The organism is Paenibacillus sp. J45TS6 (genome assembly GCF_018403285.1).
Classification (GTDB): domain Bacteria; phylum Bacillota; class Bacilli; order Paenibacillales; family Paenibacillaceae; genus Paenibacillus.
Genome location: NZ_BOSJ01000011.1, coordinates 131,778 through 146,704 on the forward strand (window position 1 = coordinate 131,778; position 14,927 = coordinate 146,704).

The 14,927-nt window shown below is 40.9% G+C and carries 18 protein-coding genes and 1 other annotated feature; of the genes, 9 read left to right on the forward strand and 9 right to left on the reverse strand.

The genetic code is table 11. The features are described from left to right. Nucleotides 1-138: 138 nt before the first annotated feature. Entirely contained in the window at nucleotides 139-495 is a 357-nt protein-coding gene (locus tag KJS58_RS16735; protein ID WP_213534182.1) for a toprim domain-containing protein, read from the forward strand. Nucleotides 496-544: 49 nt separating this feature from the next. On the opposite strand, the gene KJS58_RS16740 is transcribed toward KJS58_RS16735, so the two are convergent. Together KJS58_RS16740 and cyoE are read right to left on the reverse strand one after the other, a co-directional pair. Further along, nucleotides 545-1,105 carry an SCO family protein gene (locus tag KJS58_RS16740; RefSeq protein WP_213534184.1) on the reverse strand — a complete coding sequence of 187 codons (561 nt, stop codon included), beginning with the start codon at nucleotides 1,103-1,105 and terminating at the stop codon, nucleotides 545-547. Between the two features lie 271 nt (nucleotides 1,106-1,376). After that, nucleotides 1,377-2,309, reverse strand: coding sequence for a heme o synthase (cyoE, locus tag KJS58_RS16745; RefSeq protein ID WP_213534109.1), 933 nt, complete (start codon nucleotides 2,307-2,309; stop codon nucleotides 1,377-1,379). Between the two features lie 317 nt (nucleotides 2,310-2,626). Between cyoE and KJS58_RS16750 the strand changes: the two genes are divergently transcribed. Further along, entirely contained in the window at nucleotides 2,627-3,616 is a 990-nt protein-coding gene (locus KJS58_RS16750; RefSeq protein ID WP_213534111.1) for a metal-dependent hydrolase, read from the forward strand. A gap of 150 nt (nucleotides 3,617-3,766) precedes the next feature. Here the strand turns inward: KJS58_RS16750 and KJS58_RS16755 are convergent, their stop codons facing one another. Next, a complete protein-coding gene (locus KJS58_RS16755) occupies nucleotides 3,767-3,985 on the reverse strand; it encodes an alpha/beta-type small acid-soluble spore protein (RefSeq protein ID WP_160034732.1) in 219 nt (72 codons plus the stop codon). Nucleotides 3,986-4,106: 121 nt separating this feature from the next. On the opposite strand from KJS58_RS16755, the gene KJS58_RS16760 reads away from it, so the two are divergent. Beyond that, nucleotides 4,107-4,289 (forward strand): hypothetical protein, encoded by a 183-nt coding sequence (locus KJS58_RS16760; protein ID WP_213534113.1) that lies wholly within the window; start codon nucleotides 4,107-4,109, stop codon nucleotides 4,287-4,289. A gap of 3 nt (nucleotides 4,290-4,292) precedes the next feature. Here the strand turns inward: KJS58_RS16760 and trpS are convergent, their stop codons facing one another. Next, complete coding sequence (gene trpS, locus KJS58_RS16765) at nucleotides 4,293-5,273, reverse strand: tryptophan--tRNA ligase (RefSeq protein WP_213534115.1); 981 nt, start codon at nucleotides 5,271-5,273, stop codon at nucleotides 4,293-4,295. 68 nt (nucleotides 5,274-5,341) lie between these two features. Beyond that, nucleotides 5,342-5,586: a binding site (T-box leader), on the reverse strand. 185 nt (nucleotides 5,587-5,771) lie between these two features. On the opposite strand from trpS, the gene KJS58_RS16770 reads away from it, so the two are divergent. Continuing rightward, entirely contained in the window at nucleotides 5,772-6,749 is a 978-nt protein-coding gene (locus KJS58_RS16770; RefSeq protein WP_213534117.1) for an aldose 1-epimerase, read from the forward strand. Between the two features lie 213 nt (nucleotides 6,750-6,962). Then, a complete protein-coding gene (locus KJS58_RS16775; RefSeq protein WP_191801921.1) occupies nucleotides 6,963-7,178 on the forward strand; it encodes an alpha/beta-type small acid-soluble spore protein in 216 nt (71 codons plus the stop codon). A gap of 98 nt (nucleotides 7,179-7,276) precedes the next feature. Here KJS58_RS16775 and KJS58_RS16780 read toward each other — a convergent pair whose 3' ends face one another. Continuing rightward, nucleotides 7,277-7,681: an O-methyltransferase gene (locus tag KJS58_RS16780; protein WP_213534119.1), complete on the reverse strand. Its 405-nt coding sequence runs from the start codon at nucleotides 7,679-7,681 to the stop codon at nucleotides 7,277-7,279. A gap of 207 nt (nucleotides 7,682-7,888) precedes the next feature. Further along, nucleotides 7,889-9,685 carry a M3 family oligoendopeptidase gene (locus KJS58_RS16785; RefSeq protein ID WP_213534121.1) on the reverse strand — a complete coding sequence of 599 codons (1,797 nt, stop codon included), beginning with the start codon at nucleotides 9,683-9,685 and terminating at the stop codon, nucleotides 7,889-7,891. A gap of 160 nt (nucleotides 9,686-9,845) precedes the next feature. Here KJS58_RS16785 and KJS58_RS16790 point away from each other — a divergent pair, with 160 nt between their 5' ends. Together KJS58_RS16790 and KJS58_RS16795 are read left to right on the forward strand one after the other, a co-directional pair. Beyond that, nucleotides 9,846-10,040: a YycC family protein gene (locus KJS58_RS16790; RefSeq protein ID WP_213534123.1), complete on the forward strand. Its 195-nt coding sequence runs from the start codon at nucleotides 9,846-9,848 to the stop codon at nucleotides 10,038-10,040. Next, nucleotides 10,037-10,273 carry a hypothetical protein gene (locus KJS58_RS16795; RefSeq protein WP_213534125.1) on the forward strand — a complete coding sequence of 79 codons (237 nt, stop codon included), beginning with the start codon at nucleotides 10,037-10,039 and terminating at the stop codon, nucleotides 10,271-10,273. Before KJS58_RS16790 ends, KJS58_RS16795 begins: the two co-directional genes overlap by 4 nt. Before the next feature lie 42 nt (nucleotides 10,274-10,315). Here the strand turns inward: KJS58_RS16795 and KJS58_RS16800 are convergent, their stop codons facing one another. After that, a complete protein-coding gene (locus KJS58_RS16800) occupies nucleotides 10,316-10,696 on the reverse strand; it encodes a globin domain-containing protein (protein ID WP_213534127.1) in 381 nt (126 codons plus the stop codon). A gap of 442 nt (nucleotides 10,697-11,138) precedes the next feature. Here KJS58_RS16800 and ylbJ point away from each other — a divergent pair, with 442 nt between their 5' ends. Together ylbJ and KJS58_RS16810 are read left to right on the forward strand one after the other, a co-directional pair. Beyond that, on the forward strand, nucleotides 11,139-12,359 hold the full coding sequence (gene ylbJ / locus KJS58_RS16805) for a sporulation integral membrane protein YlbJ (protein WP_213534129.1): 1,221 nt from the start codon (nucleotides 11,139-11,141) through the stop codon (nucleotides 12,357-12,359). Between the two features lie 80 nt (nucleotides 12,360-12,439). Next, entirely contained in the window at nucleotides 12,440-13,246 is an 807-nt protein-coding gene (locus tag KJS58_RS16810) for an NAD kinase (RefSeq protein ID WP_213534131.1), read from the forward strand. 24 nt (nucleotides 13,247-13,270) lie between these two features. Here KJS58_RS16810 and KJS58_RS16815 read toward each other — a convergent pair whose 3' ends face one another. After that, nucleotides 13,271-13,786 (reverse strand): YutD family protein, encoded by a 516-nt coding sequence (locus KJS58_RS16815; protein ID WP_213534133.1) that lies wholly within the window; start codon nucleotides 13,784-13,786, stop codon nucleotides 13,271-13,273. A gap of 60 nt (nucleotides 13,787-13,846) precedes the next feature. Then, complete coding sequence (lipA, locus tag KJS58_RS16820) at nucleotides 13,847-14,734, reverse strand: lipoyl synthase (protein ID WP_213534135.1); 888 nt, start codon at nucleotides 14,732-14,734, stop codon at nucleotides 13,847-13,849. Nucleotides 14,735-14,927: the final 193 nt, after the last annotated feature.

Sequence of the window (14,927 nt, forward strand, 5' to 3'; positions counted from 1 at the left end):
TTGTCTACAGTCTGAGATCAGTCCAATCATGGACTGATCTTTTTGCATGAAATCCTTACTTTGCGATAAAATAGAACATAAACATTTCCCGGGGAATTTCGAGTCCATATGCGAATAAAACAAGAGGTGAAGCATACGATGCCGATTCATGTCATTGTGGAAGGCAAAAATGATCGCAGCAAACTCCGTCGGTTGTTACAACCCGAGATTTCTATTTTATGCACGTATGGAACACTGAACAGCATGAAGCTAGAAAAACTTCGTAAACAGATTAAATATGATGAAGTTTATTTGTTTATGGATAATGACAGCTCTGGAAAACGCATTCGAGGTGAACTCAGAGATACCTTCCCGGATGCAGAACATATTTATACCAGACGAGGTTATGCTGGGGTGGAAGGTACGCCTGATGAGTATCTTATTGCCCAGTTAGAAAAAGCAGGTCTTGATGAATACATTATCTACCCTGACTTTAGCAGCCATTTTGATAATTAAAAAAAGCTGTGCCTTTAATGGACACAGCTTTCTCACTACATAGATAAACTTATTCACTCACTACATTCCTAACGTCTCTTGCAATGATCTCCGGCGCAGCTTCTTCTGTATTAGAGGCATTATAGATTTTGCGAATATTGTTGTCCTGATCTACTAATGCAATAAGATTAGCATGCACGAAATTATCCACACTATTTCCTTCAATGAGAATTTTGAATGATTCTCTTGCTAACTGCTTTGTCTCTTCTGCATCTCCTCTCAGGAAATACCAGCCAGAATAATCTGCTTTGAATCGATCTGCAAAAGCTTTGATGGTTTCTCTAGTGTCAACTTCCGGATCAAATGATATGGAAACAAATGAAGCTTCCTTGCCAAACGTTTCATCTTCCTTCAGCAGTTCCTGAACCTGAGACAGGCTGAAGGTCGTTACCGGGCATACATCAGGACAACTTGTAAAATAGAAATAAAAAAGACGTGTTTTCCCTTCCGTATCCTCTAGAGAAACAGTACTTCCATCTACATTCTCCATCGAAAAGGGTTCTACTTTTCCTAACTTCGGATATTCCTCTTTTCCAAAATCGAGCGCATTATAAATGAGATAACCTGCCATAACTGCTGCGATCAATAATAAAATCCAAGTCCATATGTACTTTTTGAAAATCAAGAAGATCCGCTCCTTCTTCAATAAATGGTTTTTCCTGATGAAAGCAGCCAAATGTATTATAAAATCGATCCAACTATGTAACAATTTTGAAGTTAGAGAGTAAAAAAGGAGGAGCCCATCCGGTTTGGAGCGGGTCTCCCTTTTATTTCATGATTAACGCAAAGTTCCTTGGTGTAATAAAAATAGATATAGTATTTGAAACATAGTCTGTTTCTGCTTATTTATGAACGGTATCTAGAATCATAAGAAGGAAACTGATCGTTAGGTAGTTAATTGAGAAGAAAAACATTTTTTTGGCCCAAGCATCGGTGTCTTTTGCTTTGAAACCTTGGAAGCCGTAAAATAACCATATGAGCGATAAGATTAGCGTAACAATCATAAACACAAGACCTGTGTAATTGTACACATACATGAGAATTGGCACAGGAACCAGAAGGATTAAATAAGGAATCATCTGAATTTTTGTGCGTTCGATCCCTTTGACCACAGGAAGAAGCGGATATCCTGCAGCACGGTAATCTTCTACCCTGCGAATCGCCAGTGCCCAGAAATGCGGAGGCTGCCATAGAAACAATAAAGCAAACAAAAGTAGAGCGCCAAGATCAAGTTTTCCTGATGCAGCTACATAACCGATAACGGGAGGTACCGCACCAGAGAATCCGCCTATGGATGTACTCCATGTAGATGAACGCTTGAGCCATAAAGTATAAATGATGACGTAAATGAACATCCCAAAAATACCAAGGACGCCTGCAAGCCAGCCGGAATAGGCAAACAAAACAATAAGTCCCAGAATTCCTAAACTGACAGCATAAGTAAGCACTACCTTCGGGCTGAGTTTCCCAGTGGGTAGTGCGCGATTACGAGTCCGTTCCATTTTTTTATCTAATTCACGATCAAAATAATTATTGAACACACAGGATGAGGCCATTACGAGCATCGTTCCGATCATGGTAATAATCATTCTTAAATAATCAACATCCCATTGAGATCCAAGCCAAAAACCACCAAATGCTGCAACCAGGTTTGTTCTCAGAATGCCCGGTTTTGTCAAAACCACAAAATCTTTCCATGTTGCAGATTCTCGCGGCGGCGTAGGCCGTGCGGGGATAGCTGCTGTATCGGAAGATGCCTGATATCTATTATTCACGCTTGTAAATCCTCCTTACGATAAACGTCTTATTGGAGAAAATAATTATTGCCTCCGATATAAATTTTATCATAACAAATAAGGAAAGTCTTTGACAAAGATCACTCAATTATGAATAGGCTATGACAAATTTCCTATTTGTGAGGTAAGTTATTGGAATATCATATACCTTTATGTCAAAATACGAGCATTCTATCTTTTTTTACTTGAATAGAGATTTTCTCAATAGGGAATTAAATAATTTAGTATCTTTAGATTACAAAATAACAAATTTCAGCAGAATTTATGATTTGATTACTAAAAAGGAGAGTACCTACATGGATACAGCTACACATTTTGTTATGGGCTTTGGTCTTGCTGGCCTAAGTTTCGTTGACCCTGTCGTGGCCTCAAATCCAGAACTGGCTGTTGCCGTCATGGTTGGCACCGTTGCAGGATCACAAGCTCCAGATCTTGATACGGTTCTTCGAATTAAAAAAAATAATGCTTCCTATATAAGAAATCATCGAGGGATAACTCATTCGATCCCCTTTCTATTTATATGGACAGCGCTGATTACCGCAGTTATTTCCTTGTTATTCCGAGACGTACCCATCCTGCATGTTGCCTTATGGACCGGAATAGCCGTATGTGTTCACGTATTCACCGACGTATTTAATACATACGGAACACAAGCTATGCGTCCTTTTACAGAGAAATGGATTTCGTGGAACATCATTCATATTTTTGATCCGGTTCTCTTTACAACCCATGTGATCGCTATTTTATGCTGGTTCTTTGGGATTTTTGATCCTGCACCCACTTTTATTGTCTTATATTCATTCTTGGCTCTTTATTACGTCTGGCGTACACTAGTTCATTATTCCAAAACAAAACAAGTAAGAAAGATGGATCCCTCATCAGCACCTGAAGATAAGTATTATGTTATCCCTACGATTCATTTAAATCGCTGGCATGTGGTCAAAGCTCACAAAGACGGCAGCTACGAGATTGGGAAATTAGATGGACATCTCCTCGTCTGGAGTAAGCATGCTGTGTCCTCAGATCATCCTGCTGTTGAGATTTCTAAATCTCACCCAGACATTCAGGCATTTTTATATTTCACTTCCTTTGCTGTTGCAGAAGTTGAAGAATTAAGCTTTGGCTATTTTGTTCGATGGGGAGATGTAAGGTATCGTCATCGTAAACAGTACCCCTTTGTTGCCTGTATGGTAATGGACAGAAATTATGAACCGATCAGCACTTATGTGGGATGGCTTAGTGAGGATAAGATGGAGAAAAAATTATCCCTTGGCTCTCACACCTAAGTATCAAAAAGAGAAACGGCCCCAGGAGGCCGTTTTTTTATGCTTGACGTAATATACCGCTTTCATGCAAAATCAGCTACATAGGCAACACAAAAAGCTTGGACGGTAGAAATACCGTCCAAGCCCGCTAATGTGATTGTTGAGTTACATTTATTTACTTTGACCAGACAATTGCTGTTCAGCGATTTGTACTAGACGTTTTGTGATATATCCCCCGAGTGAACCTGTTTCGCGGGAAGTGTAGTTACCGTAGTAACCATCCGCCGGAATGGTGACGCCCAGCTCTTGAGCAGCTTCCATTTTCAGTTGTTGAAGTGCAGCGTTCGCTTGTGGAACTACCAAATTGTTAGAACGAGATCCTGATGCCATGTGTGTAATCTCCTTTCGCCTCGCGCGTGATGTTTGCTGTTGCAAGCTTGCAAGATTATTATGGCTCTCTCTCGAAAAGCTATACTTCTTTTTAAAAATATTTTTTTGGAGGTACTTTCACATGAGTAAAGGTCTGTCTCTTTGGTTTGCTGCTTCTTCTATTATATTACTTATGGTCACCGCAGTTTCACTTAGCCATTCCTTATGGTTAGCTTTACTTTTTAGTATTTTAGCCATCTGTAATATCGGCTGGGGATTCGTCATTAAGGCAAAAAGGAATCGTACTGAGATGAACCGGTCTTAGAGTTTAAACAACAAAACCCATCCGTTTCTTCACTTCTGTCAGATTTGCAGCGGCGATCTCTCTTGCCCGCTCTGCAGATTCATTTAGAATACGCATCAGTTCATCGGACTCACGAATCTCACGGAATCTCTCCTGCATCGGTTCAATAACAGAAACCACCACTTCCGCAAGTTCCTTTTTGAAAGCCCCATACATTTGTCCTTCGTACTGTTTTTCGATCTCTTGCAGAGAGAGTCCGGAACATTCGCTGTAAATACTCATTAAATTACTGATCTCCGGTTTGTTTGCAGGATCGAATCGAACCGTACTGTCCGAATCTGTTGTTGCACGGCTGATTTTTTTGCGAATGTCTTTAGGTGTATCCAAAAGCGAGATATAGCTTCCTGGATTTGGGTTACTCTTACTCATTTTCTTAGATGCATCATCCAGTGACATAATCCGTGCCCCGACTTTTGGAGTATAGATCTCAGGAATGGTAAAGAACTCTCCATAACGACGGTTAAAACGCTGAGCGAGGTCTCTTGTCAGTTCCATATGCTGCTTTTGGTCATCTCCAACCGGTACGAGATCCGCGTTGTAGAGCAGAATATCAGCTGCCATCAAGGAAGGATATACAAAAAGTCCTGCACCTACGGATTCTTTACCTGCTGATTTATCTTTAAATTGTGTCATACGTTCAAGTTCACCCATCGCTGTCAGCGTAGTCAGCATCCATCCGAGTTCTGCGTGCTGAGGTACATGAGATTGCAAGAACACATTCGCCTTCTTAGGATCAATTCCAGCTGCCAAGTATAACGCAGCAACGTCTTTAGATTGTTCGTAGAGCGCAGCAGGGTCTTGTGAGACCGTAATTGCGTGCAAGTCTACAACTACAAAATTACAATGATATTCGTCTTGTAACTTAACGAAATTTTTCATTGCCCCAATATAATTCCCTAGCGTTAGCTTTCCACTAGGTTGAATACCCGAGAATACAGTTTTCATTTTCTAGTCCTCCTACAATTCATATCCTTCAAGAATATAACAAAATACAAAAAGGCCCCACATCCCGTGAAAGGGACGTGAGACCGTGGTGCCACCCTAATTCGCTGCTTAATCGCACATAAAAAACACTCATAAGCAACCTTATCTTCCTTAACGCGGATTAGTCGTCCTGACCTACTAAAGAAGCATCGCTTCTCGTTAAGCCGGGCTCTCCAGGGTCCATTCAGTCAAAGTCCGCAACACCGATTCGCATCAACCATCGGCTTTCTGCAGTTGCATCACTAAGCTTACTTATCCCTATCAACGATTATAAGTTATATACTTGCTTTATCATAATCATGATAAAGTTCTCATGTCAACATGAAATATGAGAAGTAACAATTACATAAATTCCATTCGTGAATCTAAGGTACCTTTTTACTACAGATACAATTATCTGTTATGATAGACTTACGTGTAAGATGTTTAAGATCTTTCGTGGGAAAAGGAGCAAAAAAGATGAAACAAGTGACCAAAGGGCTTTGGAACGGCTATGACACTTATATTTTGCACAGTCGTGATCTTGAAGTCACCCTGCTACCCCGCCTCGGTAACAACATTATATCCATTTATGATCGTATTCAAAACCGGGAAGTTGTTCGTAAACCTGACGAACAGGATCTCGCTTTTTATCTTCAGAAACCTTACCATTTTGGTGTTCCGATGCTGATCCCCCCAGGGCGTATCCACCTGGGTCACTTTGAATATGAAGGCCAAGAGTATCAATTTGCTCAAAATTCCGTAAATAATAACCATATTCACGGACTTCATCGTACACAGCCTTGGTGCGTTAGTGACATAGAAGAAGATGACGATGGATGCACCGTAACAACGGAGTGGAAGACATGTGAAGATGAACTCTGGATGAAGCATTTTCCCGTTCCTATGACATTCTCAATGACCTTTAGACTGCAAGGTTCTACTTTGACACAACAACTTCGTGTTACTCATCAAGGTGATCATGCAGCACCGTTTGGTATGGGATATCACACTTGGTTTATGCTTGATGGAGAACCACATCGTTGGAATATTAAACTTCCGGTGAATGGAAGTTATCCGCTTAATGATGATTTACTGCCAACCGGAGATTTAGAGGGTTTAGGTTCTCTTGCCAGCCTGCCTTATGGAATCAATCTCGCAGGACAGAATTTAGATACCATATTTAGGTCTGATCGCGAACAAGACACTGCTTATCTAACGCGTAATGATGGTTATGCCATTAAATATACAGCGAATAAAGATTCTTTTTTACATTGGGTATTATTTACCAAAGGGGAAAGCAGTGATTATTTGTGTATTGAACCTTATACTTGGTTGCCCGATGCTCCAAATATGGAGAGAGATGCAGACTTCACAGGACTCATACATATGGAGCCAGGTCAGACTATTGAACTCTCTACACAGATTGAGATCGTTCAACCTGCAGATTCAGAATAAGAAAAGTATAGCTTACAAATAGACAGCTGATTCAGCTGTCTATTTGTGTTATATACACTTCAAATCGATAATAAGCTGACCTTTTGCTTTCACCTCGAAACTTACCTCAGACTATCTTCTTCATTTCCACTTGTTACCTGCTTATTTTTTGAGTATATTTTCTCTTCCTAAAACCATACTAATCTCACAAAGCACAAAAGGAGGTGACAACACATGGCATCAGGATCTCGTTCTAACAACTTGGTAGTGCCACAAGCAAACGCTGCACTTCAACAACTGAAATTGGAAGCAGCACAAGAGCTAGGCGTAACAATTCCTGCAGATGGTTACTACGGTAACTATACTTCCCGTGAGACTGGATCTCTCGGAGGTTATATCACAAAACGTCTGGTACAAATCGCTGAACAGCAATTGGCTGGTCGTCAATAACGTCGTTATTTTCTCATAAATCTAGCTAGGTTCCACGCAAGAATCTAAGCGGGTTAAACGAAGCGGTCTTCTCTTTATAAGAGAGGGCCGCTTTATTATTATGATGGGCCTAATTGAATATCTGTATATGTAGTACGTGGGTAACGAATCATCAAACTAGCCAGGTTATAATTGGACTCTAAGGTTGAATCTACAACAATCATGTCATTTCTAACGGCGAAATCATAAGTGATTTCTCCATGCGTCCAGTGTTTTTTTAACTTTAGTGATTCCAGGGCCATAAGACGAAAAGAAGAACGCTGAGTTTCTGTGAGTCCTTTTGAAGAACTCTCCATCACTTTTTTCATAGGTACCGGATAATGTCTAATCCCGAATTTACCTATTACATTATTTCGAATTTGCACAAAAACGATTCCTGAATCAAGACCTGTAAGTTCTTCATCAAGTGCTCTAAAGACAATATCCAGTTGTCTAGGTAGAGAAAGCTGATCAAGTGAGATCATATACACCATCCTCTTATACTTTTAGCCTTTATATAGGGCTTGTGACTCAGTATATGTCAAATTTTTCTATTTTACAACAATTTTATGCAAAAAAAATAACAGTTTTTTTATTATATAATCATATTTCGACAAACTTCTGGCATAAATCAATAACTTTTATAAAAAAAAGACCTCGGCATCACTGCTAAGGTCCTATTTATTCAAAATCTATTGTAGGTTTTCGGTCATACGAAGGAATTGCTCAATATCAGCGATACATAAGTCAGCAGCTCCCTGCCAGAAATCAGGTTTCGTTACATCTGTACCTAGATGTTTTTCAGCAAGTTCCTCTACGGTCATCCGGCCGGTATCCCGCAATAAATTGTCATATTTCTCAGCAAATGCGGTTCCTTCTTTTTGTGCCTGTGCATAAATCCCTGTACTGAACATGAATCCAAATGTATAAGGGAAATTGTAAAAAGGGACTCCTGTAATATAAAAATGCAGCTTCGATGCCCAAAATGTTGGATGATATGAACCAAGAGAATCACAGAATGCTTCCCGTTGAGCTCTCTCCATTAACTCAGACAGTTCCCCTGCACTGAGAAGACCTTCTTTACGTTTCTCATAGAAACGTGTCTCAAAAAGGAACCGAGCATGAATATTCATAAAGAAAGCCACTGTATTTTGAATTTTTTCCTCCAGTAAAGCAAGCTTTTCTTTTTCATCTGCTTCTTGGATCAGTGCATCTGCTACAATCAGCTCTGCAAAAGTAGAAGCCGTTTCTGCAACGTTCATAGCATAGCTTTGATTCAAGATCTCCATATCATCCATTACATGCTGGTGATAACCATGTCCGAGCTCATGCGCTAGTGTAGACACATTAGAGGCGGTACCTGCATAAGTCATAAAAATACGCGTTTCCTTGCTTACAGGAAGTGATGTACAGAATCCACCTGGACGTTTACCTGGGCGATCCTCTGCCTCAATCCAATGTTTATCAAAGGCCATCTGTGCGAAGTCAGCCATGCGAGGGCTAAATTTGCGGAACTGAGTCACAATACTCTCCGCTGCCGCATCATAAGTAATCGTTCCTGTAGATTCACCTATAGGTGCAGATACGTCAGCCCAGGATAACTCCTCAACGCCGAGAAGCTTTGCTTTGCGTTCCAGATATTTTACAAGGACTGGTTTCGCGCGTGTTATCACATCCCACATTGCATCAAGAGTCTCTGCAGACATTCGGTTAATAGCAAGTGGTTCTTTGAGAACGGAGTCCCATCCTCTTCTCTCGTATAGTTTCAAACGGAAACCGCCGAGATGATTGAGGGTGTCAGCACAGTAGTCTGCTGCCTCACTCCAAGCTTTTTCCCAACTCTTAAGCATCGATTCACGCACTTCGCGATTAGGATGCTGTAATTTGTTCGCCGCTTGTCCCGCCGACAAGTATGTCGTTTCCCCATTCTCTTCATAAGGAACCCGCACTTTACTTACGATCGTATCATAGAAATCTCCCCAACCGTGATATCCGTCCACTGCAAGATCAAGCGCTAAGCTTTCCAGTTCAGGTGCCATTTTTTCTTTCGCTTCTTGGCGGCTCTCATTCATAACAAAAGAGATCGGCATGATCTCAGGGCGCTTCATCCACCCTGCCCATACTTCGTCATCTGTTTGCTGCAGCAAGCTGTCAAACCTAGTCTTCACACTCGCTAACTGGGCATGAAGCGAAGCAATTCTGCCCGTGAGTTGTACCGCTTTTTTATCATCTTGATTCTCTGCACCAAGGCATGACACAAAGGCAGAGCCTTCCGACAATCGTGCAATAATATCTTGAAGCTGATCAATCATTCCATCGTAAACATATGTATCTTCCACTGTCACAGGAACTTTTGCATCAGCCACTTGTGTGTTTAGACTTGCGATATCCTGCTCGAGTTGTTTAAGATAAACAGCAAAGGTTTCCGATGAGGAACCTCCGCTAAAAATTGTTTCCAAATCCCATGTTTGACGCAGTGTTTTACTCATACTTTTGCCACCTTTTTTATTTATTTTCCAAAAAAACATCGAGAAACAGGTTTGAACAACCCCTGTTCAAGGTGTATAACTAATACTATATCAGAATTATGCTATTATTGATTCCAGTCTTTACCTAAATTCTATATATAACATTCAGGAGGAAATATAAATGAGACCTTTACAGATTTCTGCAGAGACAGCCGTTACGTTATCTAAAAAATTAGGTGTTCCTATTGAGCATCTCATGCATATGCCGCAACATATCCTGATGCAAAAGCTGGCTGAACTGGCTAAGGAGGAATCTACTCCAGCAGCAGACGATTCCGATGTAAGTACAGACCAAGACAAGGATAACCGTTTATGATTCCATTTGAAAATACATGGCCCTATGACATTGTAATGGGTGACATTTATGTTCAGGAATGTCCCTTCTGCTCGGCAGAGAATGTATTACTTCCGTTGAAACCGAAACAGCTTTCATTAATACATGACGGAAAAAAACATCTGCTTGTCTTTCCGTGCTGCAAAAACCGGGTAACGTTACTCGATAACGATCAGGATTATCTGCTCGCTGATCAGCGTTTAAGATCCTTATAACAGAAAAGCACCGGTGAAAACCGGTGCTTTTCTTGTTCATCATTAGGAGGGAGTATTAATAAAATGATAGGCCGGGCCAGATAATCGCTGAATGGTAACATCGACAACCGTCTCCGGTATATCCATTTCTTTTAAAGCTTCATACATACAAGATAACCAAGCCTGAGCCCGCTCTTCCGTAACAGGAAAAGGTAAATGTCTTGCTCTCATCATCGGATGTCCATTTGCATCAGAATACAGAGAGGGACCACCGAAAAATTGACTTAAAAACATATACTGTTTCTCCAAAACCGGAGTAATATCCTCTGGAAAAAGCGGAGATAGCAATTCATTTTTTTGTACCTTCGGATAAAAAGCCTCAACAAGTGCTTTTATACCCTCAGCGCCTCCCAAGTTTTCATAAAGCGTTTTGTTCGGATCCATTCTCTCGCCTTCTTTCTCATGCTAAGTTCTTGATCTAGTATAACAAAAAAAGACAAGAGCTCCTATCTATCTAGGACTCTTGTCTCATACCAACTGTTCTTGCCTTAGGTATATATTTGCAGTTGATCCTTAATAACTCCGCCAGTCTTCTTCACCGGGATGGATATGCGCTGCCCGCATCACATATACAATAGCGCAGACGAGTATCCCTGCAATTACTCCCATCACGACATCACTCCATCCTTTAGATAATAGAAACCAGGCATATCAAAAGAGGACTTTAGATCTATTCACTAATTACTATTTATATTAGCATACATTTCCTTAAATTACAGTAAATTTGCAAACGCTTTCTATTTTTTTTGTCCTGTTTGTCCATCTTGGCTCATATAGTATTCATAACCAGTGAACAGCTTTTAGAAAAAGGGGCGAACCATGGCATATGAAGCGTCTAGCCTTACCACTTTTGATCACCTTCGGTCTACTCAGTATATGCATGTTAATGGTGGTCTATCCTTTATCCGTATGGGAGTCCGGAGTTCGCGGTCTTTCCATTTGGTGGGAGGTCCTCTTCCCTTCTCTATTTCCCTTTTTTGTCATATCGGAGTTACTCCTTGGACTTGGCATCGTCCACTTCATGGGCACTCTTCTTCACCCGTTTATGAGACCCGTATTTCGAATTCCAGGAACAGGCGGTTTTGTCGCCGCTATTAGCTATGCTTCAGGATACCCTGTTGGAGCTAAACTGACAGCTAAGTTATGGGAACAAAAACAAATCACACGTGAAGAAGGAGAACGACTCGTTGCTTTTACTACAACATCTGATCCTATATTCCTAATCGGGGCAGTATCTGTTGGTTTTTTTCACATGCCTGCTCTAGCAGGAATTCTCGCTATTGCTCATTATGGATCTGGACTCATTGTTGGTCTTCTGATGCGGTTTCATGGTCCAAAAGATCCTTTAGAGACGAATACGGAAGCTTTGCCTGAGGAAGTTAACCGTTTGAAGCATGCATTCCATGCAATGCACCAGGCTCGTGAGAGCGATGGACGCTCTCTTGGACAACTTGTACAGCAAGCAATCCGTTCTTCTTTACAGCTGATGACCGTTGTGGGCGGACTTGTCGTATTTTTTTCGGTCATTCTCGAATTATTTACGGAAGCTGGATTTATGAATGGGATGTACCACTGGCTTGAACAAGTCCTCTTATTTCTAGGATTGCCTACAGAATTATCTCAGTCGCTTGTTGGAGGATTGTTTGAAGTTACCCTCGGAGCTCGGTATGCTGGAACTTTAGAGGGGGTACCCCTCATCTATAAAGTTGCTGCGGCTGCTTCTATTCTTTCTTGGGGAGGTTTATCCGTTCATGCTCAGGTTGTGAGCATTCTGAATTCTACACCGCTGCGTTATTTACCGTTTATGTTTGCAAGAGCGGTTCATGCGATCCTTGCAGCCGGAATTGTATTTTTGTGCTGGAACCCAATAATGAATACAGTAGATACGATCAATTGGTCTGGATCTTCCGACTCTTCTTCTCTTCTTACGGGTATCCACCTGCTCCCATCGCAACTAGCAATCACTATGATGCTGATTGGCGGATTAATGTTGATAACCGCTGTCTATGTATGGATTAAACAGCTCACTGCAAAAACTCAAGACTAAAGGAAATGTGTTGCAGCGATTGTTTTCTGTCCTGAAATTGGATATCATCAAGTTATACTTATTACAAAGGAGCTTTCATCTTGAGATATTATGTTCAGGACAGAGGAGACTCTTTATCTATGGATTTGGCCGAGCAATTTCACCGTCTTGCTGAAGAGCAGGGATTTATACTTGATGCCAAATCTCCAGAGATCGTTGTTTCTATTGGCGGCGATGGCACCATGCTACAGGCTTTTCATACGTTTATTGATCAAATCCCTGATATTGCTTTTGTTGGTGTTCATACAGGTCACCTTGGTTTTTATGCAGACTGGAAAGCGGATGAGCTTCATGAGCTGATCAAACTTATGAGTAACGGTCTAGATACGAGTCAGCAGTTGCAGCCACGTATTGTGGAGTATCCTTTAGTTGATCTGGAGATCCACCGAAAGTCAGGGATTACCTCCATGGTTGCACTTAATGAGTTTACCCTCAAAGGTGTCGATGGAACAGTTGTAGCTCAAGTCGATATTAATGATATTACTTTTGAGATGTTTCGTGGTGACGGCATTTGTGTATCCACCCCTTCCGGCAGCACGGCTTACAACAAAGCACTTGGCGGAGCCATGATTCACCCCACGATTGAAGCGATGCAAATTGCTGAGATCGCCTCCATTAATAACCGGGTCTACCGTACGCTAGGATCGCCTATCGTACTGCCCAAGCATCATCATTGCGATATTTTCTCTAGAAAATCCCAAAGACTGCTACTTACTATTGATCACGTTAATATGACGATTGATGACCTTATATCTGTAAGGTGTCAGGTTTCCAGACAAAAAGTTAGTTTTGCAAGATATCGTCCTTACCCATTTTGGGATCGGGTTCGTACAGCCTTTCTGGATTAAGCTACAGCAAAAAGCGGTTCCTACTCAGGAACCGCTTTTTGCTGTAGCTTCTTCTTTTGTTTTGTTCTCCTTAGAGAACTTGCGCTCTCTAGATTCTTTATGTTCTTTATGTTCTTTTGACTCTTTTGGTTCTTTTGGTTCTTTTGGTTCTTTAAACTCTTTAAGCTCTTTAGGATCTTTAGGCTCTTTAGGCTCTTTTGGTTGGGATTCTTTAGATTCTTTAGCTTCTTTAAATTCTTTCTCTTTTGAATCCTTAGGTTCTTTTTGCTCTTTTTGCTTATGAAGTACAAAATAAGCACAACCAAAATTACAATATTCGTTAATATAATCAACCATGCCCGTAATCGAAGTATCTTTATTCGCCTTCGGGTGGTTCTCTCGGTAAAATCCTTTAAGTCTCAGTTGATTATAGCCCCAATCCCCAATAATATAATCATATCGTTCAAGGACATCGCTATACCGATCACGAAAGGCTTCCGGATTCCAACCGTTTCTATAGTCCTGCAAGACTTCATAAGTTTTGCCGCTGATCTGAATCAAAACCGTCTTCCTTCCCTTCTATCCGAACCGCCTTCTTTTTCATGCAAAGGCTTACTCCTACTATACTACATTATTTGCATTCGCGGCAGACTTTACTTGTTCATGTGCATGATATGAACTTCTAACCATAGGTCCTGATTCCACATGACTGAATCCTCGAGCCAGACCTTCTTTTTTTAGTTCCGCGAATTCTTCAGGCGTTACATACCTTTTTACATATAAATGCTTGTCCGAAGGCTGTAGATATTGCCCAATCGTCATAATATTACAATCGACTGCTCTCAAATCGTCCATTGTCTGAAGAATTTCATCCCACTCTTCCCCAAGCCCCAGCATAATACTTGATTTGGTTGGTATATCTGGATTCATTTCTTTTGATCTTTTAAGCAATTCAAGAGAACGTTCATACTTAGCTTTGGCACGAACCTGATCAGACAAGCGTTCTACCGTTTCAATATTATGATTTAAAATATCCGGTTTTGCATCCATGACGATTTGCAGTGCCTCCTTATTCCCTAGAAAATCAGGAATGAGTACCTCGACACTACATAAAGGTAGTTTTCTGCGTATTGCTTTGATTGTTTCTGCGAAAATGGAAGCTCCTCCATCTGTAAGATCATCCCTCGCTACACTCGTCACTACACAGTGCTGTAAATTCATCTGTTCTGCCGCTTCAGCAACACGTTCCGGCTCCTGTAAATCAAGCTCAGTAGGCAGACCCGTATTTACTGCACAGAATCGGCAGGCTCTTGTACAAATATCTCCAAGAATCATAAAAGTTGCTGTACGGTTTGCCCAGCATTCATAAATATTAGGACAACGTGCTTCTTCGCAGACCGTATGAAGGGTTTTTGAACGCATCATTGTTTTAATTTCTTGATACTCTTCACCTGCGGTTAGTTTTATCTTAATCCACTCTGGTTTAGGTTCTTTCACTTTGCTCCCCAAGGAAGTACCCTCTTTTCTATATCGAGATGTATTAAACTATCGCACGGACACATTATAACATGAATTTTATGGTAATAACCTCCATTTCTTATCATTTCTTCTTTACGCTCCCGATTCTTTTTTTCATGATAAGGCATAAAAACAAGAGAGTTGTGTGAACCTAAACATAACTTTGAGCGGAAACGAAGAAAGG

Bases quoted from the DNA above. Each gene is read 5' to 3' on its own strand.
- KJS58_RS16735 (WP_213534182.1), top strand. From the start codon at position 139: ATGCCGATTCATGTCATTGTGGAAGGCAAAAATGATCGCAGCAAACTC.
- KJS58_RS16740 (WP_213534184.1), bottom strand. From the start codon at position 1,105: ATGGCAGGTTATCTCATTTATAATGCGCTCGATTTTGGAAAAGAGGAA.
- KJS58_RS16750 (WP_213534111.1), top strand. From the start codon at position 2,627: ATGGATACAGCTACACATTTTGTTATGGGCTTTGGTCTTGCTGGCCTA.
- KJS58_RS16755 (WP_160034732.1), bottom strand. From the start codon at position 3,985: ATGGCATCAGGATCTCGTTCTAACAATTTGGTAGTTCCACAAGCGAAC.
- KJS58_RS16760 (WP_213534113.1), top strand. From the start codon at position 4,107: ATGAGTAAAGGTCTGTCTCTTTGGTTTGCTGCTTCTTCTATTATATTA.
- trpS (WP_213534115.1), bottom strand. From the start codon at position 5,273: ATGAAAACTGTATTCTCGGGTATTCAACCTAGTGGAAAGCTAACGCTA.
- KJS58_RS16770 (WP_213534117.1), top strand. From the start codon at position 5,772: ATGAAACAAGTGACCAAAGGGCTTTGGAACGGCTATGACACTTATATT.
- KJS58_RS16775 (WP_191801921.1), top strand. From the start codon at position 6,963: ATGGCATCAGGATCTCGTTCTAACAACTTGGTAGTGCCACAAGCAAAC.
- KJS58_RS16780 (WP_213534119.1), bottom strand. From the start codon at position 7,681: ATGATCTCACTTGATCAGCTTTCTCTACCTAGACAACTGGATATTGTC.
- KJS58_RS16785 (WP_213534121.1), bottom strand. From the start codon at position 9,685: ATGAGTAAAACACTGCGTCAAACATGGGATTTGGAAACAATTTTTAGC.
- KJS58_RS16790 (WP_213534123.1), top strand. From the start codon at position 9,846: ATGAGACCTTTACAGATTTCTGCAGAGACAGCCGTTACGTTATCTAAA.
- KJS58_RS16795 (WP_213534125.1), top strand. From the start codon at position 10,037: ATGATTCCATTTGAAAATACATGGCCCTATGACATTGTAATGGGTGAC.
- KJS58_RS16800 (WP_213534127.1), bottom strand. From the start codon at position 10,696: ATGGATCCGAACAAAACGCTTTATGAAAACTTGGGAGGCGCTGAGGGT.
- ylbJ (WP_213534129.1), top strand. From the start codon at position 11,139: ATGAAGCGTCTAGCCTTACCACTTTTGATCACCTTCGGTCTACTCAGT.